Consider the following 24,000-nt stretch of genomic DNA (forward strand, 5'->3'; position numbering starts at 1 on the left):
TCCACTGGTCAGTCGGCGGTCCGGCCGAGCTGGACGTTCTCCAGGACACCGGCCGCGTCCGGCACGAGGACGGCCAGCGAGTAGTAGGCGGTGACGAGGTAGTTGGTGACGGCGGCCTGGTCGATGCCCATGAAGCGGACGTTCAGGCCGGGCTGGTGCTCCTCGGGAAGACCGGTCCGGTACAGGCCGACGACACCCTGGTCGTCCTCGCCGGTCCGCAGCGCGATGATGCTGCTGGTGTGCGTGTCGCTGACGGGGATCTTGCCGCACGGGAAGATCGGGACCCCGCGCCAGGCCGGGGCCTGATGTCTGTCGACGTCTGCCGAGCCCGGTACCAGGCCGCGTTTGTTGCACTGCCGGAAGAAGGCGGCGATCGCCTTCGGGTGGGCCAGGAACAGCCGCGTCTTACGGCGCATGGACAGCAGCTCGTCCATGTCGTCGGGGGTGGGCGGGCCGGTGTGGGTACTGATGCGCTGTCCGTGGTCGGTGTTGTGCAGCAGCCCGAACTCCCGGTTGTTCACCAGCTCCCACTCCTGGCGCTCGCGGATCTCCTCCACGGTGAGCCGGAGTTGCTGCTGCGTCTGGTCCATCGGCCCGTTGTAGAGATCGGCGACCCGGGAGTGCACGCGCAGCACGCTCTGGGTCAGCGAGAGTTCGTACTCCCGCGGGGTGAGGTCGTAGTCGACGAATCCGCCGGGCAGCGTCGGTTCGCCGACATGTCCCGCCTGCACCGGTACGTCCGCCTCGCCCCGGCGGTTCATCGGCCGCCGCTGCCGCTCCGCGTACGCGGCCAGGTGCGCGGCCAGGGAGGGCGCGCGGTCGGTGACCTCCCGGATCGTGTCCCCGGGCAGTGCCAGTAGGACGCCCGCGGTCTCGGCCCGCACCGATGTCGGCCACCGCGGGTCGGGGCGGCCGATCGCCTCGTCCCCGATCTGGTCGCCGTCCGTGACGACACCGACGACCTCCTCCTCGCCGTACTTGCCGGGCGCGTAGCGGGCGAACCGCCCGTGGACGACGAGGTACGTCTCGGCGGCGGGCTGCCCCGCCTCGCAGAGGACCTGACCGGGCCGGACCTCCTGGACCCGGAAGCGTCCGGCGAGTTCCTTGAGCACCTCGGCATCGGAGTAGCCGCGCAGGACGGGCAGCTCGGTGAGGGTCTGCGGGATCACCTTGATGTCGTCCGCGCCGTTGTGCTCGAACTGGACGCGGCCACGGCCGGTACGGAGTCGCAGGCGCCGGTTGACCCGGTAGGTGCCGCCTTTGACGTCCACCCACGGCAGCATCTTCAGCAGCCATCGGGAGGTGATGGCCTGCATCTGGGGCCGGGTCTTGGTGGTGGTCGCCAGTTGGCGCGCGGCCCGGGTGCTGAGGCTGGTGAGCACGCCGTCCGCGGACGGGGCGGGAGCGCTGTCTTCGACTGCGGACCCGGGGACACGGTCGGGGACGCGGTCCGGTACGGCCACATTTCCTCCGGAGGTGAACAAGAGTGAGGCGAACGGCCGTTGGTGAACAAGGGGGGCCGTGTGCGGCAATAAGCGAAACAGGTGGAAGTGTGCCGCCGGTACGGCGTGAATGGGGGCGCCCTTGCGTCCGCGAGGCGTAAACATCCGGTGGTTGGCAAAAGGGGCGCAGGAGTGACGATGTGCGCCCCCGTGGAGGGCCGGGCGTCGTACCGGTCAGCGGCCCCGGGCCTGAAGTCCGGGGCCGCGTGAGCCGGTTGCGCCGTCCGTGGGTCAGTACTGGTGGCTCGGGAAGTCGAGGTACCCGGTGTCGCCACCCGTGTACCAGGTGTCCGGGTCGGTGTCGCGCAACGGCAGTCCGGCACGGAAGCGTTCCACCAGGTCGGGGTTGGCGAGATAGGCACGGCCGTAGCTGATCAGGTCCGCTCCGAGGCCGAGCCAGTGTTCGCCGCTCTCCTGGTCGCCCGGCCGCGGACCGATCTGACCGCCGGGGTTGAGGATGAACGCGTTCGGCCACGCCTTGCGCAGCGCGACGAGCAGCTCTTCCTCCGCCGTGGCCAGGAGATGTACGTAAGCGAGGCCGAGCGGGGCGAGGGCGTCGAACAGGGCGCCGTACAGTCGCGGAACGTCGTCCTCGGTCATGTCCCAGACGGTGCCGCCGGGGGAGAGGCGGATACCGACGCGGTCGGCGCCGATGGCGTCGGCGGCGGCCTCCGCGGCCTCGACGGCGAAACGGATGCGGCCGGTGACGGAACCGCCGTAGGCGTCGGTGCGCCGGTTCGCGTTCGAGGAGAGGAACTGCTGGATGAGATAGCCGTTCGCGCCGTGCAGCTCGACACCGTCGAAGCCGGCGTCGACCGCTCGCCGCGCCGCGTCGGCGAAGACCCGTACCTCGCCCTGGACCTCGGCTGTCGACAACGCGCGGGGGACGGGGGCGGGCAGCCGCCCCTTGGGGCCGGTGAACAGCTCGGCCTTCAGGGCGACCGCGGACGGTGCCACGGGGTGGTGCCCGACGACCTCCGGGTGCCCGACCCGGCCGCCGTGCATGAGCTGCGCGAAGATCCGGCCGCCGTTGGCGTGCACCGCCTGGGTCACGGGCTGCCAGGCGGCGACCTGTGCGTCGTTGTGGAGGCCGGGGGTGTACGGGTTGGACTGACCCTGCGCGCTGGGCTGCACACCTTCGCTGACGATCAGTCCGGCGGTCGCCCGCTGTGCGTAATAGGCCGCCGCCGTGCTGTTCGGTATGCCGTCGGCGGAGGCGCGGGCCCGCGTCATCGGGGCCATCACCAGACGGTTGGGCAGCCGGAGGGCGCCGAGCGGGAAACTGTCGAAGAAGCTGGTCACAGGGGTGTCCTTTGCTCTCACAGGGGGAATGGGGCGTGCGTTCGCCACGTTAAGAGCTGACGTTGACGTCAGAGGCAAGCTGTGTGAGCCGGAACACCTGGGGGACACGATGCGGATCGGTGAACTCGCCACGAAGACGGGCGTGAGCGTGCGCGCTCTGCGCTACTACGAGGAGCAGCAACTGCTCGCCTCGGAGCGCAGCCCCAGTGGTCAGCGGCTCTACCAGGATTCCGCGGTGGACCGCGTCCAACTGATCCGTCAGCTCTACGCCGCCGGGCTGCCCAGCAAGTCGATCCGGACGCTGCTGGCGTGCGAGAGCGGCGTCGCCACCCCGGAACTGCTCACCTGGTTCTCCGGCGAGCGGGACCGCATCGACCGGCAGATCGGTGGCCTGATGCGATCCCGGGAGCGGCTCGACGGCCTCATCGCCACCGCCACCGCGGCGGTGCGTGCGGGGGGTGTCTGCCACCCGTCGTGAGTGCGGGGGAAGGGGAGGTTCGCCGGGCGACCGGAGCCGCCGCCGGAGGCGTGGGTGTGACGGGGGTCACGGCGCGGCCGGATCATGTTCGCGATAGCGTGAACATCGAGCGCGGGTGCCCCGTACGGACGCCCCGCGCGGACACCGGACCAGCCCGAGGCGGGGGACGATGGACAACGAACTCTTCGACTACAGCCCGATCGTCGAGCGGGAGCCGATCCACTGGCCGGGCGGCGCCCGCGTCGCCTTCTACGTGGGGCTGAACGTCGAGCACTACCGGATCGACCGCCCCTCCACCAGCATCTTCCCGGGTACCGCGGCCCTGGCGCCCGACCCGCTCAACTACGGCTGGCGCGACTACGGCCCCCGGGTGGGCATCTGGCGGCTGATCGAGAGCCTCGACCGGTACGGCCTGCGCGCCAGTGTGATGCTCAACTCCGACGTCACCCGCCATTACCCGCAGATCGTCGAGGCGGGCCGGGCGCGCGGCTGGACGTGGATCGCACACGGCCGGGACAACTCCACCTTCCAGGCCGACATGAGCGTCGAGGACGAGCGCGCCTACCTGACGGAGGTCGTGCACACCATCGAGAAGGCCACCGGCCGGCGCCCCCGCGGCTGGCTCGGCCCGGCGCTCACCGAGACCTTCCGTACACCGGGACTGCTCGCCGAACTCGGCCTGGACTACGTGCTCGACTGGGCCAACGACGACCAGCCGTACCGGCTGAACGTACCGGGCATGCTGAGCGTGCCGTACTCCATCGAGGTCAACGACATCAGCCTGTTCGTCGGCAAGAGCCTCAGCGGGCCGGACTTCGTCCGGATCGTCAAGGACCAGCTCGACCAGTTGTACGCCGACTCCGCGACGAGCGGCCGGGTCATGTCCCTGGTCCTGCACCCCTTCGTGATCAACCAGCCGTTCCGGCACAAGTACCTGGACCAGGCGCTCGAACACATCGCGAACCACCCCGGCGTGTGGCTGACGACCAGCGACGAGATCGCCGAGCACTACGCACGGACGACGGACCGCGCGGGGGAGTGAGGGCGCTCGGGCCGGACTCCTGACGCGGCGGCTCAGTCCTCCCGCTGCCGCACGTCCTCGTACGGCAGCAGGTCGGGACGCTTCGGCGCGCGGCCGTCCCCGCTGGACCGGCCGGTCAGGCGCCGGCCGATCCACGGCACCAGATGCTGCCGCGCGAAGCGCACGTCCGAGGTGCGCCGGGCCGTCCACCCCGGCGGGACGAAGGCGGGCAGCGGCGCGTCCCAGTCGGACTCGGCGGGGAGGCCGAGCGCCTGCCAGACGGCCTCGGCCACCCGCTCGTGCCCCGCCGCGTTCAGATGGAGCCGGTCCTCGGCCCACATCCGGGGGTCGGCCAGCGCCCGGGAGGAGAAGAGGTCCACCACGATCGCGCCGTGCTGCACGGCCAGCGCGTCGATGTGGGCGAAGAGCTGTTCCATCCGGGGCCGGAACCGCTCCAGGACCGGCCCCTGCCGGCCGGGGCTGCGCATCAGGACGAGCTGTCCGCAGTCCTTGGCCAGCCGTCCCGCGGCCTCCTCCAGGAGGCCGCAGACCCGGTCCACGTCGCACTTGGGCCGCAGTACGTCGTTCAGCCCGCCCACCAGTGTGACCAGGTCGGCGCCGGTCGCGGCCGCCGGACCGGTCTGCTCGTCGAGGATCTGCCCGATCAGCTTGCCGCGCACCGCGAGGTTGGCGTAGCGGAAGCCGGGGGTACGGGCCGCGAGCCGGGCGGCCAGCAGATCCGCCCAGCCCCGGTACGAGCCGTCCGGCAGGGCGTCGGACATGCCCTCGGTGAAGCTGTCGCCCACCGCGACGAAACTGGTGTAGGTGGCATTGATCTCCATGGCGGAGGAATCCTACCTCCGGGACGCCCCCGCGGCCGGTGCGGTCTTCTGGGGCTGCTGCTGGAGCACCAGCTCGCGCAGCACGTCCTCCATCGTGACCAGGCCCGCCAGGCGGCCGTCGGTGCCGATGACCGCCGCCAGATGCGTACGGGAGGCGCGCATCGCCGACAGTACGTCGTCCAGGGGCGTCCCGGCCCGTACCCGGGCGATCGGCCGCAGCGCGGAGAGCGGGAACGGCAGGTCCCGCGGCGAGGCGTCCAGCGCGTCCTTGACGTGCAGGTAGCCCAGGATGCGCCGGGTGCTGTCGACGACCGGGAAGCGCGAGAAACCGGACGTCGCGGTCAGCTCCTCCACGCCTTCCGGCGTGATGCCCAGCCGGGCCGTGACGACCTTCTCCACCGGCACCACCACGTCGGCGACCGGACGGCGGCCCAGCTCCAGGGCGTCCCGCAGGCGCTCCTTCGCCCGGTCGTCCAGCAGCCCGGCGGCCTGCGAGTCCTCGACCATCTTCGCGAGCTGGTCGTCCGAGAACGTCGCGGCCACCTCGCCCTTCGCCTCCACCCGCAGCAGGCGCAGCAGCGTGTTGGCGAACGTGTTGATCGCGAAGATCACCGGCCGCAGCGCGCGGGTCAGCGCGACCAGCGGCGGCCCCAGCAGCAGCGCGGTACGCACCGGCTCGGCCAGTGCCACGTTCTTCGGCACCATCTCGCCGAAGAGCATGTGCAGATACGTCGCCACGGCCAGCGCGAGCACGAAGGAGACGGGGTGGACCAGGGCGTCCGGCATGCCGACCGCGTCGAAGACCGGTTCCAGGAGGTGGGCGATGGCGGGCTCGGCGACGGCACCGAGCACCAGGGTGCACAGGGTGATGCCCAGTTGCGCGGCCGCCATCACGCCGGAGACGTGCTGGAGCCCCCACAGGACCCGGTCCGCCCGGCGGTCGCCGTCCTCGGCGTACGGCTCGATCTGGCTGCGGCGCACCGAGATCATCGCGAATTCGGCGCCCACGAAGAACGCGTTGACGACCAGCGTGAGCAGGCCGATGAACAACTGGAGCGCGGTCATCGGGTCTCCTCCCCGTTCTCGTCGTCATCGCTGTCCGGCAGTGGCGCGTGCAGCAGTACCAGCGCCGCGCGGTGGCCGGAGGCGTCCAGGACGTCCATCCGCCAGCCCGCGGCCTCCAGGCTGTCCCCGGCGGCCGGGATCCGGCCCAGCTCGGTGGCGATCAGGCCGGCCAGGGTCTCGTACGGGCCCTCCGGCAGCTTCAGGCCGATCTGCTCAAGCTGGTCGGTGCGGACCGCGCCGTCCGCCTCGTAGCGGGCCCGGCCGTCCGCGTCCTCGCCTGCCGGGGCCAGGTCCGGTGTCTCCATCGGGTCGTGCTCGTCGCGTACCTCGCCGACGACCTCCTCGACGATGTCTTCCAGGGTGACGACGCCCGCCGTACCGCCGTACTCGTCAATGACCACGGCCATCGTCTGCCGGCCGGACAGCCGGTCCAGGAGCCGGTCGACGGTCAGCGTCTCCGGTACGAGCAGCGGCTCGCGCAGCAGCTCGGCGACCGGGTGGCGGAAGCGCCGCTCGGCGGGCAGGGCCAGCACGTCCTTGATGTGCGCGACGCCCACCACGGTGTCCAGGCTGCCGCGGTAGACGGGGAAGCGGGACAGGCCGGTGGCGCGCGTCGCGACGGCCACGTCCTCGGCCGTGGACTGCACGTCCAAGGCGGTGACCTGCACGCGCGGTGTCATCACGTTCTCCGCGGTCAGGTCGGCCAGGGCGAGGGTGCGGACGAACAACTCGGCGGTGTCCGGCTCCAGGGCGCCTTCCCTGGCGGAGTGCCTGGCCAGCGCGACCAGTTCCTGCGGGCCGCGGGCGGAGGCCAGTTCCTCGGCGGGCTCCATGCCCATCCGGCGGATCATCCGGTTCGCGGTGTTGTTCAGGTGCCCGATGAGCGGCTTGAAGGCGGCGCTGAAGCCGCGCTGGGCGGTGGCGACCCGGCGGGCGACGGGCAGCGGACTGGAGATGGCCCAGTTCTTGGGCACCAGCTCGCCGATGACCATCAGGAGGACCGTGGAGACGGCCGTACCGAGGACCAGGGCCACGGAGTCACCGGCGGCGGGCGGCAGACCGAGGGCGTCGAGCGGGCCGGCCAGCAGGGCGGCGATCGACGGTTTGGCGAGCATGCCGATGACCAGACCGGTCACGGTGATGCCGAGCTGGGCGCCGGACAGCTGGAACGTCAGGCTGCGGACGGCCGCGAGCGCGCTGTCCGCGCCGCGTTCGCCGCGCTCCGCGGCGCGTTCGAGGTCGCTGCGCTCGACGGTCGTCAGCGAGAACTCGGCCGCGACGAAGACGCCGCAGGCCAGGGTCAGGAGCAGGGCCACGGCCAGGAGGAGCAGCTCGGTCATCGGGTCACCTCCGTCCCATGATCGAACAGGACCGGGAGGTTCGCGCCTCGGACGCGGACGGAATGACAACTGGGAGGCTCGCCCATGGCTGGACGCTCACTCCTTTCATCGGGAAACGGGAAGCATCCATGGTAAAGGATGCGCAAAACAGGTGGCGGACTCCGGCGCGGAGGGGGCGGAGCCGGGGGTGACGGGGCGGATCAGGGCCGTGCCAGCGGCTTCACCCAGCGTCGCCAGTGGTCCTCGCGCCGGTAGCCGGCGGCCGACCACGCTCGCTGGGCCCGCTCGTTCGATTCCAGGACCATGGCGTCCCCGCGCCTGCCCCGCACCGCCAGGAAACGCCGCTCGGCCGCTTCGAGCAACGCCGTCGCGACCCCCTGCCGACGGTACGGGGGCAGCACCGCGAGCCGGTACAGCGAACACCGCCAGCCGTCGTACCCGGCGATGACGGAGCCCACCAGGGTGCCGCCGGACTCCGCGAGGATCAGGGCCTGCGGGTCCCGCCCGATCAGCCGGGTCACCCCGTCCACGTCGTCCGTGACGGAGGTGCCCTCCGCGGCCTCGCGCCAGAAGGCGAGCACGGCCTCCGCGTCCTCGGGTACGGCCGTCCGGAGCTGTAGATCGATCATGTGCGTGAGCCAAGCACGGAACAGCGGGACGCCGCCATCGGCTTCCGGACTCCGAGACGCCGTACCCGTACGGACCGGAGGCCGCGCGTCCCGGTCCGTACGGCGGGCCGCGGCCGTACCGACGGTTCTCACCGGCCGCGCTGACTGCCCTTCAGTTCCTCGATGACCGGCGCGAACGCCTCCATGGAGGGATCCAGCACGGTGATGTACGAGAAGCCGTAGCGCTCACGGTGCTCGCGGAGCTGTTCGGCCATCTGCGCGGCCGTGCCGAACAGGAACGTCGGGATCCGCAGGGCCTGTTCCTCGTCCACACCGATGCCGTGCGCGGCGATCTCGCGTGCGGAGGCGCGCCGGTCGCCGGTGACCGTGACCCGCTGGACCAGGATGTTCAGTTCGGCCGGTGCCGGACGGTCCGCGGCGGCCTGGTGGTACACGGTGAGCGCGGCGTCGAGCCCGTCCGGCGTCAGGAGTTCGAGGGTGCCCTCCGGTTTGCCGGGTGCGGCCCGGCCGCCGGTGAAGGCCGCGATGTCGGCGTGCCGGGCGGCGAGGCGCAGCACGCGCGGGCCGTTGCCACCGATCAGCAGGGGTGGCCGGGGCCGCCGGGCCGTCTTCGGCGCGTGCTCGGGGTCGCCCAGCAGCCGGTCCAACTCCTCGACCGTACGGACGAGGTGGTCCACCCGCTCGCCGGGGGTGCCCCAGGGCAGGCCCGCCTGGTCGTGCTCGGCACGTACGTAGCCGGTACCCAGGCCCAGTTCGAGTCGGCCGTCGGTGAGCAGATCGGTGGTGGCCACCTCGCGGGCGAGCAGGGCCGGGTTCCAGAAGCCCGCGTTGAGGACGAAGGTGCCCAGGCGCGGGCGCTCGGTGGCCTCGGCGGCGGCGACCAGTGCGGGAAAGGGCGCGGGCCGGCCCAGGTGGTCCGGTACGAGCAGCACGTCGTAGCCGAGGTTCTCGGCCCGGCGGCACTTCTGCCGCCAGGCGGGCCCCGACTCGATGGTGAGCATGTTGACGCCGAAGCGGAACGGGCGTGGCACGGGGCCCCCTCGGGATGCGGGATGCGGGATGCGGGATGCGGGATGCGGGATGTGGGATGTGGGGAGCGGGACGGAGCCGGACGGAGTGCGGGCGCGGCCGGTCACTCATGGGCGATGGCGGCCAGTACGTCGAGCCGGGACGCGCGGAGCGCGGGCAGCAGGGCGGCCAGCAGCCCGACCAGGACGGACCCGACCACCACCGCGGCCACCGTGGACCACGGCACCGCGAACGCCGTCAGCCCCTCCAGCGCCAGCACCCGCTGCGTGGCGACACCCCAGACCAGCCCGAGGCCGAGCCCGAGGACCGCGCCGAACAGGGCGATCACCACCGACTCCAGCCGGATCATCCGGCGCAACTGCTTCCGGGACAGGCCGACGGCGCGCAGCAGCCCGATCTCACGGGTGCGCTCCACGACAGCCAGCGCCAGCGTGTTGACGACGCCCAGCACCGCGATCACGACGGCCAGCCCCAGCAGCCCGTACAGCAGGTTGAGCAGTCCCTGGATCTGACCACTGACCAGCTCCTTGTAGTCGGCTCGGTCGTGCACCTGGACCTGCGGGAACGGTTTGAGCGTCCGCTCCAGGGCAGCCCGCAGCCGCGTCGGGTCGGTGCCGCCCGCGGCGTTCACGTACAGGACGGAATTCTGCCCGCCCGGCTCGTACTTCTCCAGGGTGGCCGTCCCCATGAAGACACCGCCCCGGATGCCGGGCGCGGAACCGGAGTTCTCGGTCAGCGCACCGACCGTGAACCGGGCGGACTTCCCGGACGGCAGCACCGCGTCCAGCCGGCTGCCCACCCGCAGGCCGTGTTCCCGCGCGAAATCCGCCTGGATGCCGACCCGTCCGGGCGCCAGCGCCGCCGCGGTGTTGCCCACCGTGTACGTCACCTTCGCCACGGCGTCGAAGTTCCGGTCGAAGGCCCCGGCCACCGTCGTGACCGACCGGCCGCCCGGCAGCCGCAGCTTCAGGGGGACGATCCGCTGGCGTACGACCGTGCCGGCTCCCGGGGCCGCGCGCACCCGGTCGGTGACCTCGTCGGAGAACGGCGCGAACGACGCGTTCTGCACGACGAAGTCGGCGCCCAGCGTCCGGTCGATCTGCCGGGCGATCGAAGCGGCCGCCGACGCCCCGGCGACCGACAGCCCGGCCACCAGCGCCAGCCCCACCATCAGGGCCGCCGCCGTCGCCCCCGTACGGCGGGGATTGCGCAGCGCGTTGCGGCGGCTCATCCGCCCCACCGCGCCGAACGCCGGCTCCAGGCCCCGCCCGAGCAGGCGGATCACCGGACGCACCAGCAACGGCCCCGCGATCACCCCGGCCACCAGCGTCAGCAGGACCCCGAGCGCCAGCAGCGACCCGGCCACCGCCGTACGGTCACTCAGCACACAGCCCGCCAGCGCGGCCAGCCCCGCCGCGCCCACCAGCGACCCGGCGGCTGCGCGCAGGCGCAACGGCCGTCCGGAGCCGGAGAGTTCCAGGTCGGCGAGGGCGGCCATCGGGGAGATCCGGCCCGCCCGCAGCGCGGGGAGCAGCGCCGCGACGAAGGTCACGCCCACCCCGACGGCGTACGCGACGACCACCGTCGGCCAGTCCAGCACCAGGTCGGCGGCGTCCAGCCGCAGCCCGAACCAGCCCATCGCGACGACCAGCAGGACCGCCAGACCGACGCCCGCCGCGAGCCCGGCCGTGGCACCGGTGACACCCAGCAGCAACGCCTCCAGCAGCACCGAGCGGCGCACCTGGCGGCGGTCGGCGCCGAGCGCCCGCAGCAGGCCCAGCTCCCGGGTGCGCTGCGCGATCAGCATCGAGAAGGTGTTGACGATCAGGAAGACGCCGACCAGGACGGCGACCCCCGCGAAGCCCACCATCATGTACTTCAGCACGCTGAGGAAGTCGCCCAACTGCTCGGCCTGCGTCTTCTTCTGCTCGGCCCGCGTCCGGATGTCGTACGCGGCGGCCTCGGCCCCCAGCGCGGCGCCGATCCGCCGTTCGAGCACGCGGTCCGGCACACCGGGCGCGGCGTCCACGGACACTCCGGTCGCCTGGTGCGTGCTGCCCAGCAGGCCGCGCTGGGCCGTCCGGGTCTCCAGGAAGACCAGGGAGGAGCCCGGGTTGGTGGTGGTGAAGGCGGCGATGCCGACGACCCGTACGGGGAAGGTGCCCGGCGGGGCGATGACGTGCAGCGTGTCACCGATCCGTACGCCTGCCCGGTCCGCGGTGTCCTGGTCGACCATCGCTTCGCCCGGGCCGCGCGGCGGGCGGCCCTCGGCCACCCGTACCGGACTGTGCTCGCCCGGGGCCCAGTTGGTGGCGGTGGACGGCGCGTTCCGGGTCGGCCCCACCGGTGTGCTGCGGGCGTCGGTGACGGTGACCCGGTCCACCTGTACGTCGAGCTGTGCGTCCGCCACTCCCCGCACCCCGGCGACCCGGTTCCGCAGGGCGGCCGGCACGGTCGGGGTCGCGGCCGAACCGATGCCGCCCGGTGCGTCGAAGTCCTGCCGCGGCGTGATCTGGACGTCCGAGGCGGTCGAGGCGAAGAGCCGGTCGAAGGTGGCCCCGGTGGTGTCCGAGAAGATCAGGCTGCCCACCACGAACGCCACCGAGAGCACCACGGCGAGGGCGGAGAGCAGCAGCCGGCCCTTGTGCGCGAAGAAGCTCCGCAGCGTGGCCCGCAACACGGCGGGTCAGCCGTTCGGGAGCGGGCCGGAGCCGGAGCCGGGGCCGGGGCCGGGGGCCGGACCCGGGCCCGCCGCGAAGACCTGCATCCGCGCCAGCACGGACTCCGCGGTGGGTTGCGCCATCTCGTCCACGATCCGGCCGTCCGCCAGGTAGAGCGCGAGGTCGGCGTGGGCCGCCGCGTTCGGGTCGTGGGTCACCAGCACGACCGTCTGCCCGAGGTCGTCCACCGCCTCCCGCAGGGTCTGGAGCACCTCCCGCCCCGAGCGGGAGTCCAGGTTGCCGGTCGGCTCGTCCGCGAAGATCAGCGCGGGGCGGGCGGCCAGGGCCCGGGCGCACGCCACCCGCTGCTGCTGCCCGCCGGAGAGCTGGGAGGGCCGGTGCCGCAGGCGGTCACCGAGCCGGAGGGTGCTGATCACCTCGCGCAGCCACTCCCGGTCCGGCTTGCGGCCCGCGATGTCCATCGGCAGGGTGATGTTCTCCTCGGCCGTCAGGGTGGGCAGCAGGTTGAACGACTGGAACACGAAGCCGACATGGTCCCTGCGCAGCCGCGTCAACTGCCGGTCGTCCAGGCCGGTGATCTCCCGACCGCCCAGCCACACCCGGCCCGCGGACACCGTGTCCAGCCCTGCCAGGCAGTGCATCAGGGTGGACTTCCCCGAGCCGGAGGGCCCCATCACCGCCGTGAACCGCCCCCGCCCGATCGACACGTCGACGCCGTCCAGCGCCACGACCTGGGCCTCGCCCGTCCCGTACGTCTTGACCAGCGACACCGCCCGCGCGGCCGCCTCGCCGCCGCCCGCGGCACCCTCCGCCGTACCCGGGACCGGTGTGAACACGTCAGCCTCCCGCCGTCGGCCCCGTGCCGTACGGGGCGGCAACTCCCCCATGGCCCACGACAGTAGGACAGCTTGCCTCGTCCTGGCATCCCCCGTGGGGCCGCTTCCGGACGCCGCTGCCCGGGCCGGGAACCGGCGGACGGGTCGACGGTCAGCGGGCGGGCGGGGTGGACGGTGCCGGACCGTGGAACTTCACCTCCGGGTTGCCCGTCGTGGGGCCTTGGAGGAGGCGCTGCGGTATGTGCCGCAGATGCCGGTCGAAGAACGCCGCCACGTAGGTGCGGGTGAGGGCGACCGAGCGCTGTCCGGACAGCGGGGGCTGTTGGGGCGTGGAGGCTGTGGGAGCCGTGGTGTCGGTCATGTCGGTGGTGTCCGTGGTGGGCGGTGTGAGCGCGTCGGTGATGACGGGGGCGTCACTGAAGGTGAGATGGTCGGCACCGGCCACGGTCAGCCAGCGCTTCCATCCGTCCAGACGGCTCCAGGCCTGGTCCCAGGTACGGTCCCGGCCGCCCGGCCGGTGCACCTCGTTGTCGGCACCGAGCATCAGGAAGGGGCGGGAACCGAGGCCGTCGGCGGGTACCGGGTCCTGGAACGCCCCGTCCATGTTGACGCCGGCCCGTATGCGGCTGTCGCGCGCCATGGCGGAGACGGCGCTCGCGCCGCCGAGCGAGTGTCCGGCCATGCCGATGTGCCGTGTGTCGATCAGGCGGGAGTAGCGCCAGGCGGAAGCGTGCCCGGTGAGCCGGTCCAGCACGAACGAGACGTCCTGGCCCCGGCCTGCCGCTGCCCGCCGGAAACCGTCCTCGGTGCCGTACACCTGCTCACAGGCGGCGCAGGTCAGTGTCCGGCCGCCGGGGAAGGCCGTGCCGGTGCTCTCGTAGGCGTGGTCGACCGTCGCGACGACGTAGCCCCGGGAGGCCAGATCCTCGGCGAGGCCGGTGAGGGAGTAACCGGGCGCGGAGAAGCCGGGCGAGACGATCAGCAGCGGGTACGTGCCGGACACGGGGCGGGCGTCCGTGCGGCTGTGTACGGCCGTGGCGCTCAAGGCTTCGGGAGTGAGCGCGTTCTCCCAGCCCTGGGCCTTGATCAGGTGCCGGCTCTCCTCGACGGTGGCGTACCGCGCGGACGTGCCCGTGCCGCGGCGCGCCGGGTAGTGGAGGCCGACCATCAGTTCGCGGGACGTCGCGGTGGGGACCCAGGGGTCGCGGCGGCTGTGGTCGGTGAGCGGCAGTGTGACGCGGCCGACCGCGTACGGCCCGGTGGGGGCGGGCAGGCGCGGCCGGGTGGCGGCCTTCGGGGCCGTGACGTCCCTGGCGTCCCTGCTGCCCGTGGCGGACGGGGACGCGGCCCGGGACGTGTCCGCTGCCGCGGCGAGCGGCTGGGGGAGCAGGGGGAGGGCGATTAACAGGGACACGGCGGCGACTCCGGCCGCCCGGAAATGTCTGATCATGTGCCAGACGTTAGGGACCGGCACCGGCCCGGCGCGTCAGCCTCAGGTCTGGTCGTCAGCCGCCGTCCTCATCCTGTGGGCCCTCCTCGGCCGGTCGTGCCACGCCCAGCACCGTCCACGGCAGCGCGGGACCGGGGCCCAGGATGCGGCTGCGGCGGTAGGTGCTGACGGTGAAGCCGGCGGCGCGCAGTTCGGCCAGCGGGTCGCGGGCCAGGTGGCAGTTGCCCATCAGCAGGGGCCAGACCGTACGGTCCAGGGCGCGCTGCACGGTGGCGGGGCCGTGGCGCAGGGAGCGTCCGTGTTCGAAGAACCGCAGTTCGCCGCCCGGCCGCAGCACCCGCCGCAGTTCCGACAGGGAGCGCTGCACGTCACGGACCGAGCAGAGGACCAGCGACAGCACCGCGGCGTCGAAGGCTTCGCTCTTGACCGGCAGGGCCTCCGCCGTGGCGGGCACGACGTCCACCGGGATGCCGGCCCGGGCCGCCTCGGTCAAGGCCCGCTGCCGCAGGGTGCGTTCGGGCTCGACGGCCACGACCTCCGCGACGGTCCGGGGATAGTGGGCGAAGTTCGCGCCGGTACCGGCACCGATCTCGATCACCCGGCCCGAGAGTCCGGCCAGCATGTCGCGCCGCAGGCCCGTGAGCCCCGTGCGGTGGTCCGCGATCCGCGCGTACCACCGGGCGAAGACCGGATGGTGCACGACTCCCCGCTCGACCCTCGTGCGCTGTGACATGGCTGGATCCCTTCGCCGTACGACGTCCGCCGGTTCGAGTGTCCGCCGTGCCGCGCCGGGACACCACTGTCAAAGCGCGGCGGTGCCGCCCAGGGCGGGAGCCAGCCAGCCCGGAGCCTGCGCGCGGAACCGCTCCGGCGGCAGGCTCCCGGCGCCCTCCGGCACGCGGCCCAGCAGCGGCGCGCCGGCCGCCCGAGGGAAGTCGTCGAGGTTGCAGCGGGCGGCGAGTCCGGGAGCCGAGGGCCAACTGCCCACCACCACCCCGGGGGAGTCGATCCCGTGGGTGCGCAGGGCCAGCGCGGTGAGCGCCACCGCGTTGAGCGCCCCCAGGCCCGCCTGGGCCACCACCAGTACGGGCGCTCCGGCCAGGCGCGCCGCGTCGGCGAGCGTCGCGCCCCGCTCGTCGAACCGTACGAGCAGGCCGCCCGCGCCCTCGACCAGGACGAGGTCGTGCGAGGCCGCCAACTCGGCCGCCTTCTCCGCGATCTCCTCGGGCCGTACGGGCGGCAGGCCGGCGCGGCGCGCGGCGGTCTCGGGAGCCAGCGGCTCGGGGTAGCGCGCCAGTTCGGCGGTGGTGACCCGGGGGCCCGCGAGCCGGGTGACTTCCGCCGCGTCGCCCGGTTCGTTGGTGCTGACTCCGGTCTGCGCCGGTTTGAGCACCGCGACGCTCCGGCCCTGGGCGAGCGCCGTCGCGGCGAGGGCCGCCGTGGTCACGGTCTTGCCGATCTCTGTGCACGTTCCGGTCACGAACAGCACCGACACGTCGGGTTCTCCTGTCGTAGAGCATGGTTGCCATCCCGGGGGGGGCTCCGCGTACGGAGCCCCCCCGGGGCCTGAGGGATACGGGGCCGAGCCGGGGCCGCTCAGCCTTCGCGCGCCACCGCGCGCATCGCGGCGCAGATCCGTGCCACGTCCTCGTCCCCGGTGATGTACGGCGGCATCGCGTACACGAGGTCGCGGAACGGGCGCAGCCACACGCCCTCCCGTACGGCCGCGCGTGTGGCGGCCGCCATGTCCACCTCACGGTCGAGCTGAAGGACACCGATCGCGCCCAGGACCCGTACGTCCCGCACCCCTTCGACGGCGGTGGCGTCGGCGAGGCCGTCCCGCAGTCCGGCCTCGATCCGCTTGACCTCCTGTGCCCAGTCCTGGGACAGCAGCAGGTCCAGCGAGGCGTTGGCGACAGCGGCGGCCAGCGGATTGCCCATGAAGGTCGGCCCGTGCGCGAGCACCGGCACCTCGCCCCGGGAGATCCCGTCCGCCACGGCCGGCGTGCACAAGGTCGCCGCCATGGTCATGTACCCGCCGGTCAGGGCCTTGCCGACGCACATCACATCCGGTGTGACGCCCGCGTGCCCGGCGGCGAACAGTGATCCCGTACGGCCGAAGCCGGTGGCGATCTCGTCGAAGACCAGCAGGACGCCGTGCTCGTCGCACGCCTCGCGGAGCACCCGCAGGTAGCCGGGGGAGTGGAAGACCATGCCGCCGGCTCCCTGGACCACCGGCTCCACGACGACCGCCGCCAGTTCGCCGGCGTGCCGTGCGACCAGCTCGCGCAGGTGCGTCTCGTACGCGGGGTCCGGCGGGGCGTCGAACCCCGGAGGCGGCGCGTCCGCGAACAACTGCCGGGGCAGGGCACCCTGCCAGAGCTCGTGCATCCCGCCGTCCGGGTCGCACACCGACATCGGCTGCCAGGTGTCGCCGTGGTAGCCGCCGCGCCAGGTCATCAGCCGCTGTTTGCGCGGTTTTCCGACCGAGCGCCAGTACTGGAGGCACATCTTCACGGCGACCTCGACCGACACCGAGCCGGAGTCGGCGAGGAAGACGTGCTCCAGGCCGTCCGGGGTGATCTCCGCCAGCCGGGCGGCGAGCCGGACGGCCGGCTCGTGGGTGAGCCCGCCGAACATCACATGGCTCATCCGGTCCAACTGGCCGCGGGCGGCCTCGTTGAGCACGGGGTGGTGATAACCGTGCACCGCCGACCACCAGGACGACATTCCGTCGACCAATTCGGTCCGGCCTTCGACCGGTTCGGCCAGCCGCAGTCGTACGCCGGATGCCGACGCGACGACCAGCGGATCGTCCCGGCCGGGCATCGGGCCGTACGGGTGCCAGACGTGCTGCCGGTCGAGGGCCAGCAGTTCGGGGACGGAGAGCTGCGCGGCCTCAGGCATTCGGCGGCAGCTCCGTACCCGCGCCGCGACGGCGTACGGAGACCAGGTCCGTACGGGCCTCACCGGCCGGGGCGGCAGCCGTGGCGGGAGCGGCGGAGGGGACGCCGGCCGGTGCCTCCTCGGTCCGTGCCTCTACGGCCTGTGCCCCTTCGGCCCGCGCCTCTTCGGGCTGCGACGGGGCGGTCCCGGCGTCCGCACCGGCCCGCTCGGCCGGTTCCGCCGCCGCGTCGCCGTCCCCGCACGGCCCGCAGCCGCCCCCTCCGTGGCTGCCGCAACCGCCGCCCGTGAGCGCCCCCGCGCGGTGCTCCGGCAGCGTGGTGGTGTCCATACCCTCCACCTCGAAGCCCGTGTCGGCGATCATCGCCAGGTCGTCCTTGCCCGCCTGGCCCTCGCTGGTCAGATAGTCACCGAGGAAGATGGAGTTGGCCAGGTGCAGCGCCAGCGGCTGCATCGACCGCAGGTGCACCTCGCGCCCGCCGGCCAGCCGTACCTCCACGTCCGGGCAGACGAAGCGGACCATCGCCAGGATGCGCAGCGCGCGCTGGGGCGTGAGGTTCCACTCCTTGGCCAGTGGGGTGCCCTCGAAGGGGATCAGGAAGTTCACCGGCACCGAGTCGGGGTCCAGCGCGCGCAGCGCGAAGACCACGTCGACCAGGTCCGCGTCGCTCTCGCCCATGCCCGCGATCAGACCGGAGCAGGCGGACAGCCCCGCCGCCTGTGCCTGTTGGACCGTTTCGACCCGGTCGGCGTAGGTGTGGGTGGTGGTGATGTCCCCGTAGGTGGCCTCGGAGGTGTTGAGGTTGTGGTTGTAGGCGTCCGCGCCCGCGGCCCGCAGCCGGGCCGCCTGGCCGTCCGAGAGCAGGCCGAGGCACGCGCACACCTCGACGCCCTCGTTCTGCTTCTTGATGGCGGCGATGGTCTGCGACACCCGGTCCACGTCCCGGTCCGTCGGCCCGCGGCCGCTGGCCACGATGCAGACCCGCTTGGCGCCGCCGGCCACCCCGGCCGCGGCCGCCTCGGACGCCTGTTCCGGCTTGAGCCAGGTGTACTTGAGGATCTCGGCCTTGGAACCGAGCCGCTGGGAACAGTACGAGCAGTCCTCGGGGCACAGCCCCGACTTCAGGTTGACCAGATAGTTCAGCTTCACCCGCCGCCCGAACCACCGGCGGCGTACCTTTCCGGCCGCGGCCACCACGTCGAGCAGGTCGTCGTCGGACGTCGCCAGCACGGCGAGCGCCTCTTCGCGGGTCGGCGTTTCGCGCCGCAGCCCCTTGTCCACCAGCGTTGTCAGCAGATCCATGGCGACGATCCTGGCGTACGCCCACGACCCGCGACCATGGAGGAACCCAACAAGGGCGCCGATCCGGGGTGTGTGCATGGCCACACCGTAGGACGGTGTAACGACCGCTAACGTCTATCGACAGCCCACAAACACCAAGGAAGCTGATGCATCAGGACGACCCCGCGCCGCCCCTGCTCCGCGACGTGCCGGCGCCGCCCCACGACGGGCCCGCGGGGACACCCGCACCGGGGCGCGGCTCCGGGCCGGGCGCCGACGCGCGCACCGCCGCTTTCGGCTGGATCGATGCGGCCCGCGAACAGCGCCGCCGGGCGGGACTCGTCCGTACGCTGCGGCCCCGGCCCGTCGAGTCGCCGCTGCTGGACCTGGCGAGCAACGACTACCTCGGCCTGGCCCGGCACCCCGAGGTCACCCGCGGTGCCGCGCAGGCCGCGCACCGCTGGGGCGCCGGCGCCACCGGTTCCCGGCTGGTGTCCGGCAGCACCGAGCTGCACGCCCGGCTGGAGGCCGAACTCGCCGAGTTCTGCGGCTTCGAGGCCGCCCTGGTGCTGTCCTCCGGCTACGCGGCCAACCTCGCCGCCGTCACCGCGCTCGGCGGCCCGGGCGGCCTGATCGTCTCGGACGCGGGCAACCACGCGTCGCTCATCGACGGCTGCCGGCTCGCCAGGGCCAGGACCGTCGTGGTCCCGCACTCCGAACCGGACGCGGTACGCAAGTCCCTGGACGGGCACGCCGGCCCGGCGCTCGCCGTCACCGACTCCGTCTTCTCCGTGGACGGTGACGCCGCGCCCCTGCGGTCCCTCGCCGACGCCTGCCGTGCGCACGGCGCGGCCCTGCTCGTCGACGACGCGCACGGGCTGGGCGTCCTCGGCGACGGAGGGCGCGGCGCGGTGCACGCGGCCGGGCTGGCCGGGGATCCGGACGTGGTCGCCACCGCCACCCTGTCGAAGTCGCTCGGCAGCCAGGGAGGTGTGGTCCTCGGCCCGGCCCGGGTGATCGAGCACCTGGTCAACACCGCACGGACGTTCATCTTCGACACCGGCCTCGCCCCGGCGGCGGCCGGCGGCGCCCGGACGGCGCTGCGCCTGCTGCGGCGCGAGCCGGAACGCGCCACCCAGGTCCGCGCGGTGGCGGCGGAACTGCACCAGCGGCTCAGCGCCGCGGGGCTGACGGTCGTCCGCCCGGACGCCGCGGTGGTGTCCGTACGGGCGCCCTCGCCGGAACTGGCCGTCCGGTGGGCCGCCGACTGCCGGGACGCGGGCCTCGTGGTCGGCTGCTTCCGGCCGCCGTCCGTACCCGACGGCATCTCCCGGCTGCGCCTGACCGCCCGCGCCGACCTGTCCCCCCGGCAGGCGAGGGAAGCGGTCCGGACCGTCGTACGGACGGCGCCGGCCACCGGCTAGGGTCGGTCACCGGCTGGGGCGGGTCATTCGGGTCCGGCTCGTCCGACCTTGGCGAAGCCGCTGTCGGCCAGTCCGTCGACGAAGGACCTCCAGGCCGCCGTGGTGAACAGCAGCGCCGGGCCCGCGGTGTTCTTGGAGTCGCGTACGGCGAGCAGGCCGGAGCCGACGCGTGCCGTTTCGACGCAGTTGTTCATCGCGGTGCTGTGGCTGCTGCGTCGCCATAGCGCGCCGCGCGGCACGGTGCGGACCGGGTCGTGCCCGGGTGGAAGTGACATGGTGCCTCCTCAGACGCCGGAGCCGGCCCATGAGGTCTCGGCGATCCGGGCGATGAATTGCGCTGACTTGTCGCACGAGAGGGCGCGCCCCCGCAGCATGTCGAACGCATCGCTGTACGCCCTGAGGTCTGCTTTCTGCTCCAAGTAGAGGCTACTCGTCAAATGGTCGAGAACAACCACATCTAAGTCAGAAGTGAGCGGAAATGAGAAGATAACGAAAGGGCCGGTGATGCCGATGTGCACACCGGATGCGAAGGGCAGTACCTGGAGTCGCACATGCGGCAATTGCCCCACGTCCAGAATGTGCCGGAGCTGGGCGGCCATCACCCCGGGCGGGCCGACCTCCCGGCGCAGTACCGCCTCGTCCAGCACCGCGCACAACTCCAGCGGCCGCTCACCGCGCAGCACCTCCTGGCGGGCGACGCGCACCTCCACCAGCTCCTCGACCTGCTGCGCCGGCAGGTCCGACAGCGTGGCGCGGGTCACCGCCCGCGCATAATCCGGCGTCTGCAGCAGGCCCGGCACCACCGTCGTCTCCAGCGTGCGCGCCCGGGACGCCCCGTACTCCAGACTGATGAAGTCCCGGTACTCCGGCGGCAGCAGGTCGCGATAGGTGTGCCACCAGCCGTGCCGCCCGCTGTCGCCGTCGCCGTCCTGTCCGCCGTTCCCGCACAGCGCCGCCAGCAGCGCGCGCAGCTCGGTGTCCCGCACGCCGTACGCGTCCAGCAGCAGTTCGACGTCGGCCGGCCGGGCACCGCTGCGCCCGGTCTCGATGCGGCTGACCTTGGACTGGTGCCAGCCGACCAGCCGCGCCGCCTCGCCGCTGGTGAATCCGGCCAGTGTCCGCTGACGCCGCAATTCCGCGCCCAGCTTGCGGCGGCGCACCGCGGGCCCGTACCGCATACCGCTCCCTCCGTACTTCTCCCCGGGTGCGCCGCGGATGCGCCCGCTCCCAGATGGCCGGTTCCGATCCGACAGTGTGCCGCGCAAATACGGTCTCGCGTAGCAGAGTTCACCGCTTCGGGCGACAGATATATGCACTTCTTGGTGGATGACGCGTCACCGTCGCAGCAAGAGTGGCAGGCTGGCGCAGAGCAGCAGTCCGAGGCCGGAGCCGAAGGGACCGGAAAGGGCCCGGGAGGCCGCACGCGATGGCGGCTTCCTCCGGCGGCGGGCCGGAGTCGAGCCTCGGTGGGAAAGGGACGGCGTCGCGATGGCAGACCACCAGGAATCCTCACTCACTCTGCCCAGCGCACCGGCGTCGGTGGCGGAGGCCCGCAGGTACGTCATGGACGTCCTGGCCGAATGGGGCCTGCCGGACGGGACGGAGCCGGCCGACACCGTACGGCTGATCGTCTCCGAACTCGCCACCAACGCCGTGCAGCACACGTTCGGGCAGTCACCGGCCTTCACCGTCGACGTCCGGCTGGACCGCGACGAGCGGCTGTGGATCGGCGTCACCGACGATCATCCGCGCTGGCCGAAACGGCTGCCGGCCGCCGTGCAGCAGGACAACGGCCGGGGCATGGTGATCGTCCGCTTCCTCGCCGCCGAGTCCGGTGGGCAGGTGACGGTCGAACCCACCGCGGCCGGGGGGAAGACCGTTTGGCTCACGTTGCCGTGGAAGCCGTTCCTGCCCTGAAGAAGGAATCGGTCGGCGTCGGGTTCGTCAGGGCTTGGTGAGGAAGCGCGGTCTGCGGCGGCGGCCCGTACTGCAGGCGCAGCCCACGCCCTCGTCCCGCACCTGCCGGTAGGTGGGGCTGGTCGTACGGCCGCAGCGGGCACAGTGGCACGGCCACGGCTCGTAGGCGCCGGGACAGGGGCCCAGCGGGGTCAGCCCCGCGGCGTGCATCACGCGTTCGGCGACGGTGGCCGGGCCAGGGGCGTTCGGTGGCGGCTGGAGCGGCGGCGGGACGGCCGGGGGCAGGGATGCTGCGGGAGGCGTGGGAGGTGCCGGTGCTGCGGGGGTCGGGGGAGGTACCGATACTGCGCCGTTGGCGGGGGATGCCGGGCCTGCGGTCGCGGGGGCCTGCGGTCCCGCGGGGATGATCGTGCCCATGGGGGCGGCCGGGCCAGGGGTAGCCACCGAACCCCCGCCCGCCCCGGCGCCGAGGTCGCCGGGGTGCCACTGATGCAGGCAGGCGGCGCACCACCACAGCAGTTCGCCGGCGCCGTAGACACCCTCGTCCTCCCACAGCACGTCCGTGCTGCCGCAGGCCGGGCAGGGGGTGGCGGGGGAGCGGCGGCGCAGAAGTCCGCGCAGGTTCACGAGTCGGTCCTGGTGTGCGTGTGCTGGGGCAGGTGCCTGTGCATGGGTCTCCTCACGTGCTGAGGAGACTCCATCGGTTCTCCGTCGTCAAAGCAAGGACGACCAGGTCACAAAAGATCCCGACGGCGCCGCCCCCGGAGCGCCGCACCGGGAGGCCACCCCCGGGCCTCCCGGTGTTCAGGAGGACGCGTCGCGATCCGGCGGCTTGAGGTGCCCGTTCCGGTGACCCAGTACGCGGGGCAGCAGTGCCCACAGGCCGCCGCACGTCACCAGCGTCACCGAACCCGCCACCACCCCCGCCCCGCGCCCCAGTACGACGTCGACGACGAGGAGCACGGCACCGGCCAGCGCCAGTGCGAGGACCGCCATCCCGGCTGCCGTCAGCCGCGCGGAGACCTCCACGATCAGCCCCTTCGCGCGCCGCCGGAACAGCACCCGGTGCACCGCGGCGGGCGCGGTGAGCAGCAGCGTCGCCAGCACCGCCAGCAGTAACGTGCCCACGTAGAAGCCGCGTTGCGTGGTGTCCAGGGACACAAATCGCGGGGTGAACGCCAGGGTGAGCAGGAAGGCGAACAGGATCTGCACACCGGTCTGCAGGACGCGCAGCTCCTGGAGCAGTTCGCCGAAGTTGCGGTCGTAGCGTTCCAGAGGCGTCTCGTTGCGGTCCGCGTACCCGGTGTACCGGGCGGAACCGCGCGGCCGGGGCGGCTCGGACGTTTCGCTCGTTCCCGGCAGTTCGGGGTGGCCTGGCAGTTCGTCGCGGTGGTCGTCGGTGAGGGGGGCCATTGCGTGCGGGTATCCGCGGACGCGTTGATCACTCCTCGAAGGCGCACGCGTGTGCGCGAGTTCGCGCCCGCGTTCGCGCCCGCGCGCGGACGGTGCGGGGCTCGTGGCCGCACGGGGGCCCCTCGCGCGCGGTCAGCGCACCCGCCCGTACGAGACGCTGCGTGACCAGATGCGTTCCAGCCGCACCACGGTGCCGGGCTTGGGCGCGTGCCAGATCTTGCCCTTCCCCGCGTAGATGCCCACGTGGTAGATGCCCCGGCGGGAGTGGAAGAAGACCAGGTCACCGGCGCGGCGCGAGGACGCCGACAGGTGCCGGGTGCGGTTGTACTGGGCCGCCGCGGTGCGCGGCAGCCGCTTCCCGGCCCGCTTGAACGAGTACAGCGTCAGCCCTGAGCAGTCGAAACGGTGTGGACCGCTGGCTCCGAACTTGTAGGGCGCCCCCTTCTTGGAAGCGGCGATCTGCAGTGCCGAGGCCGAGGTGGACGCGGCGGCCGCGTCCTCGGTGGCTCCTGGTACGACCAGTGTCCCGCCGACCGTGGCGAGGGCGATGAAGGAGATCACTCCGGCCCGCGCCAGCAGAGGGGAAGCGGTGGTACGCGCAGTCATGCGCAACCCTTCGTCAGCCGCCTGCGAAGGAGTGCCTGTCGGGTTCGGGCAGGCGAAGATGCCCGGTCGTGTCGACGACTTCACCCCAAGGGGCCGTCCGGCCGTGGTGGCCGGCGGTCCCGTCGTGCTCGGGTCCTCCGCTCCTGCCGGTCCAGGCGCATCGACCAGACATCCGGTACGGCGGCAGGATTGGGCGTCCGCCCGGACCGCCCCACCGCTGTGGCGGGGGCTTGTCGTCGAAGCGATCGTTGCGCACCTCGCGCCCGGATTCCGAGCAGA

Annotated in this window: 23 protein-coding genes and 1 riboswitch; of the genes, 4 read left to right on the plus strand and 19 right to left on the minus strand. The window is 72.8% G+C overall.

Features of this window, described 5'->3' with window-relative positions; all coding sequences use genetic code 11:
- Window positions 1–8: 8 nt before the first annotated feature.
- Window positions 9–1,463: a family 2B encapsulin nanocompartment shell protein gene (locus ACZ4QV_RS36400; protein ID WP_361591113.1), complete on the minus strand. Its 1,455-nt coding sequence runs from the start codon at window positions 1,461–1,463 to the stop codon at window positions 9–11.
- A gap of 270 nt (window positions 1,464–1,733) precedes the next feature.
- The gene (locus ACZ4QV_RS36405) at window positions 1,734–2,804 is read right to left on the minus strand and encodes an alkene reductase (protein WP_361591111.1); all 1,071 of its coding nucleotides are present in this window, start codon (window positions 2,802–2,804) and stop codon (window positions 1,734–1,736) included.
- A 109-nt stretch (window positions 2,805–2,913) separates the two neighbouring features.
- Between ACZ4QV_RS36405 and ACZ4QV_RS36410 the strand changes: the two genes are divergently transcribed.
- Both ACZ4QV_RS36410 and ACZ4QV_RS36415 read left to right on the plus strand, forming a co-directional pair.
- Window positions 2,914–3,282: a MerR family transcriptional regulator gene (locus ACZ4QV_RS36410; protein WP_361591109.1), complete on the plus strand. Its 369-nt coding sequence runs from the start codon at window positions 2,914–2,916 to the stop codon at window positions 3,280–3,282.
- 169 nt (window positions 3,283–3,451) lie between these two features.
- Complete coding sequence (locus ACZ4QV_RS36415) at window positions 3,452–4,324, plus strand: polysaccharide deacetylase family protein (RefSeq protein WP_361591107.1); 873 nt, start codon at window positions 3,452–3,454, stop codon at window positions 4,322–4,324.
- A gap of 32 nt (window positions 4,325–4,356) precedes the next feature.
- On the opposite strand, the gene ACZ4QV_RS36420 is transcribed toward ACZ4QV_RS36415, so the two are convergent.
- The 12 genes from ACZ4QV_RS36420 to bioB form a co-directional block, all read right to left on the minus strand.
- A complete protein-coding gene (locus ACZ4QV_RS36420) occupies window positions 4,357–5,145 on the minus strand; it encodes an SGNH/GDSL hydrolase family protein (RefSeq protein WP_361591105.1) in 789 nt (262 codons plus the stop codon).
- Window positions 5,146–5,157: 12 nt separating this feature from the next.
- A complete protein-coding gene (locus ACZ4QV_RS36425) occupies window positions 5,158–6,210 on the minus strand; it encodes a hemolysin family protein (RefSeq protein WP_361158714.1) in 1,053 nt (350 codons plus the stop codon).
- Window positions 6,207–7,550 carry a hemolysin family protein gene (locus tag ACZ4QV_RS36430; protein WP_361158712.1) on the minus strand — a complete coding sequence of 448 codons (1,344 nt, stop codon included), beginning with the start codon at window positions 7,548–7,550 and terminating at the stop codon, window positions 6,207–6,209. Before ACZ4QV_RS36430 ends, ACZ4QV_RS36425 begins: the two co-directional genes overlap by 4 nt.
- Before the next feature lie 200 nt (window positions 7,551–7,750).
- Window positions 7,751–8,179, minus strand: a complete 429-nt coding sequence (locus tag ACZ4QV_RS36435; RefSeq protein ID WP_361158709.1) for a GNAT family N-acetyltransferase — start codon at window positions 8,177–8,179, stop codon at window positions 7,751–7,753.
- A 128-nt stretch (window positions 8,180–8,307) separates the two neighbouring features.
- Window positions 8,308–9,210 (minus strand): LLM class F420-dependent oxidoreductase, encoded by a 903-nt coding sequence (locus tag ACZ4QV_RS36440; protein WP_361591102.1) that lies wholly within the window; start codon window positions 9,208–9,210, stop codon window positions 8,308–8,310.
- A gap of 101 nt (window positions 9,211–9,311) precedes the next feature.
- A complete protein-coding gene (locus ACZ4QV_RS36445; protein WP_361591100.1) occupies window positions 9,312–11,888 on the minus strand; it encodes an FtsX-like permease family protein in 2,577 nt (858 codons plus the stop codon).
- A 6-nt stretch (window positions 11,889–11,894) separates the two neighbouring features.
- Window positions 11,895–12,776 carry an ABC transporter ATP-binding protein gene (locus tag ACZ4QV_RS36450; RefSeq protein WP_467764028.1) on the minus strand — a complete coding sequence of 294 codons (882 nt, stop codon included), beginning with the start codon at window positions 12,774–12,776 and terminating at the stop codon, window positions 11,895–11,897.
- Between the two features lie 100 nt (window positions 12,777–12,876).
- The gene (locus ACZ4QV_RS36455) at window positions 12,877–14,175 is read right to left on the minus strand and encodes an alpha/beta hydrolase family protein (RefSeq protein WP_467764029.1); all 1,299 of its coding nucleotides are present in this window, start codon (window positions 14,173–14,175) and stop codon (window positions 12,877–12,879) included.
- Between the two features lie 55 nt (window positions 14,176–14,230).
- Window positions 14,231–14,908: a class I SAM-dependent methyltransferase gene (locus ACZ4QV_RS36460; protein ID WP_361158696.1), complete on the minus strand. Its 678-nt coding sequence runs from the start codon at window positions 14,906–14,908 to the stop codon at window positions 14,231–14,233.
- A 69-nt stretch (window positions 14,909–14,977) separates the two neighbouring features.
- Complete coding sequence (gene bioD, locus ACZ4QV_RS36465) at window positions 14,978–15,670, minus strand: dethiobiotin synthase (RefSeq protein ID WP_361158693.1); 693 nt, start codon at window positions 15,668–15,670, stop codon at window positions 14,978–14,980.
- A gap of 101 nt (window positions 15,671–15,771) precedes the next feature.
- Window positions 15,772–17,082: an adenosylmethionine--8-amino-7-oxononanoate transaminase gene (locus tag ACZ4QV_RS36470; protein WP_361158690.1), complete on the minus strand. Its 1,311-nt coding sequence runs from the start codon at window positions 17,080–17,082 to the stop codon at window positions 15,772–15,774.
- Entirely contained in the window at window positions 17,075–18,382 is a 1,308-nt protein-coding gene (gene bioB, locus ACZ4QV_RS36475; RefSeq protein WP_467764030.1) for a biotin synthase BioB, read from the minus strand. Before bioB ends, ACZ4QV_RS36470 begins: the two co-directional genes overlap by 8 nt.
- A 146-nt stretch (window positions 18,383–18,528) precedes the next feature.
- On the opposite strand from bioB, the gene ACZ4QV_RS36480 reads away from it, so the two are divergent.
- Window positions 18,529–19,785, plus strand: a complete 1,257-nt coding sequence (locus ACZ4QV_RS36480; RefSeq protein WP_361158683.1) for an 8-amino-7-oxononanoate synthase — start codon at window positions 18,529–18,531, stop codon at window positions 19,783–19,785.
- 23 nt (window positions 19,786–19,808) lie between these two features.
- Here ACZ4QV_RS36480 and ACZ4QV_RS36485 read toward each other — a convergent pair whose 3' ends face one another.
- Both ACZ4QV_RS36485 and ACZ4QV_RS36490 read right to left on the minus strand, forming a co-directional pair.
- On the minus strand, window positions 19,809–20,060 hold the full coding sequence (locus ACZ4QV_RS36485; protein WP_361158680.1) for a DUF397 domain-containing protein: 252 nt from the start codon (window positions 20,058–20,060) through the stop codon (window positions 19,809–19,811).
- Between the two features lie 9 nt (window positions 20,061–20,069).
- Window positions 20,070–20,963 (minus strand): helix-turn-helix domain-containing protein, encoded by an 894-nt coding sequence (locus ACZ4QV_RS36490; protein ID WP_361158677.1) that lies wholly within the window; start codon window positions 20,961–20,963, stop codon window positions 20,070–20,072.
- Between the two features lie 310 nt (window positions 20,964–21,273).
- Between ACZ4QV_RS36490 and ACZ4QV_RS36495 the strand changes: the two genes are divergently transcribed.
- Window positions 21,274–21,702, plus strand: coding sequence for an ATP-binding protein (locus ACZ4QV_RS36495; protein WP_467764031.1), 429 nt, complete (start codon window positions 21,274–21,276; stop codon window positions 21,700–21,702).
- Between the two features lie 27 nt (window positions 21,703–21,729).
- Here ACZ4QV_RS36495 and ACZ4QV_RS36500 read toward each other — a convergent pair whose 3' ends face one another.
- The 3 genes from ACZ4QV_RS36500 to ACZ4QV_RS36510 form a co-directional block, all read right to left on the minus strand.
- A complete protein-coding gene (locus ACZ4QV_RS36500) occupies window positions 21,730–22,329 on the minus strand; it encodes a hypothetical protein (RefSeq protein WP_467764032.1) in 600 nt (199 codons plus the stop codon).
- A gap of 177 nt (window positions 22,330–22,506) precedes the next feature.
- Window positions 22,507–23,115, minus strand: a complete 609-nt coding sequence (locus ACZ4QV_RS36505; protein WP_361158668.1) for a DUF6328 family protein — start codon at window positions 23,113–23,115, stop codon at window positions 22,507–22,509.
- A gap of 132 nt (window positions 23,116–23,247) precedes the next feature.
- A complete protein-coding gene (locus ACZ4QV_RS36510; RefSeq protein ID WP_467764033.1) occupies window positions 23,248–23,721 on the minus strand; it encodes a C40 family peptidase in 474 nt (157 codons plus the stop codon).
- 3 nt (window positions 23,722–23,724) lie between these two features.
- Window positions 23,725–23,889, minus strand: a riboswitch (cyclic di-AMP (ydaO/yuaA leader).
- Window positions 23,890–24,000: the final 111 nt, after the last annotated feature.

This window comes from Streptomyces sp. NPDC026394, from assembly GCF_055567735.1.

Coding starts and splice junctions, on each gene's coding strand:
- ACZ4QV_RS36470 (WP_361158690.1), bottom strand. CDS start 17,082: ATGCCTGAGGCCGCGCAGCTCTCCGTCCCCGAACTGCTGGCCCTCGAC.
- ACZ4QV_RS36490 (WP_361158677.1), bottom strand. CDS start 20,963: ATGCGGTACGGGCCCGCGGTGCGCCGCCGCAAGCTGGGCGCGGAATTG.
- ACZ4QV_RS36495 (WP_467764031.1), top strand. CDS start 21,274: ATGGCAGACCACCAGGAATCCTCACTCACTCTGCCCAGCGCACCGGCG.
- ACZ4QV_RS36485 (WP_361158680.1), bottom strand. CDS start 20,060: ATGTCACTTCCACCCGGGCACGACCCGGTCCGCACCGTGCCGCGCGGC.
- ACZ4QV_RS36450 (WP_467764028.1), bottom strand. CDS start 12,776: ATGGGGGAGTTGCCGCCCCGTACGGCACGGGGCCGACGGCGGGAGGCT.
- bioB (WP_467764030.1), bottom strand. CDS start 18,382: ATGGATCTGCTGACAACGCTGGTGGACAAGGGGCTGCGGCGCGAAACG.
- ACZ4QV_RS36480 (WP_361158683.1), top strand. CDS start 18,529: ATGCATCAGGACGACCCCGCGCCGCCCCTGCTCCGCGACGTGCCGGCG.
- ACZ4QV_RS36460 (WP_361158696.1), bottom strand. CDS start 14,908: ATGTCACAGCGCACGAGGGTCGAGCGGGGAGTCGTGCACCATCCGGTC.
- ACZ4QV_RS36455 (WP_467764029.1), bottom strand. CDS start 14,175: ATGATCAGACATTTCCGGGCGGCCGGAGTCGCCGCCGTGTCCCTGTTA.
- ACZ4QV_RS36410 (WP_361591109.1), top strand. CDS start 2,914: ATGCGGATCGGTGAACTCGCCACGAAGACGGGCGTGAGCGTGCGCGCT.
- ACZ4QV_RS36430 (WP_361158712.1), bottom strand. CDS start 7,550: ATGACCGAGCTGCTCCTCCTGGCCGTGGCCCTGCTCCTGACCCTGGCC.
- ACZ4QV_RS36510 (WP_467764033.1), bottom strand. CDS start 23,721: ATGACTGCGCGTACCACCGCTTCCCCTCTGCTGGCGCGGGCCGGAGTG.
- ACZ4QV_RS36420 (WP_361591105.1), bottom strand. CDS start 5,145: ATGGAGATCAATGCCACCTACACCAGTTTCGTCGCGGTGGGCGACAGC.
- ACZ4QV_RS36425 (WP_361158714.1), bottom strand. CDS start 6,210: ATGACCGCGCTCCAGTTGTTCATCGGCCTGCTCACGCTGGTCGTCAAC.
- ACZ4QV_RS36415 (WP_361591107.1), top strand. CDS start 3,452: ATGGACAACGAACTCTTCGACTACAGCCCGATCGTCGAGCGGGAGCCG.
- ACZ4QV_RS36505 (WP_361158668.1), bottom strand. CDS start 23,115: ATGGCCCCCCTCACCGACGACCACCGCGACGAACTGCCAGGCCACCCC.
- ACZ4QV_RS36435 (WP_361158709.1), bottom strand. CDS start 8,179: ATGATCGATCTACAGCTCCGGACGGCCGTACCCGAGGACGCGGAGGCC.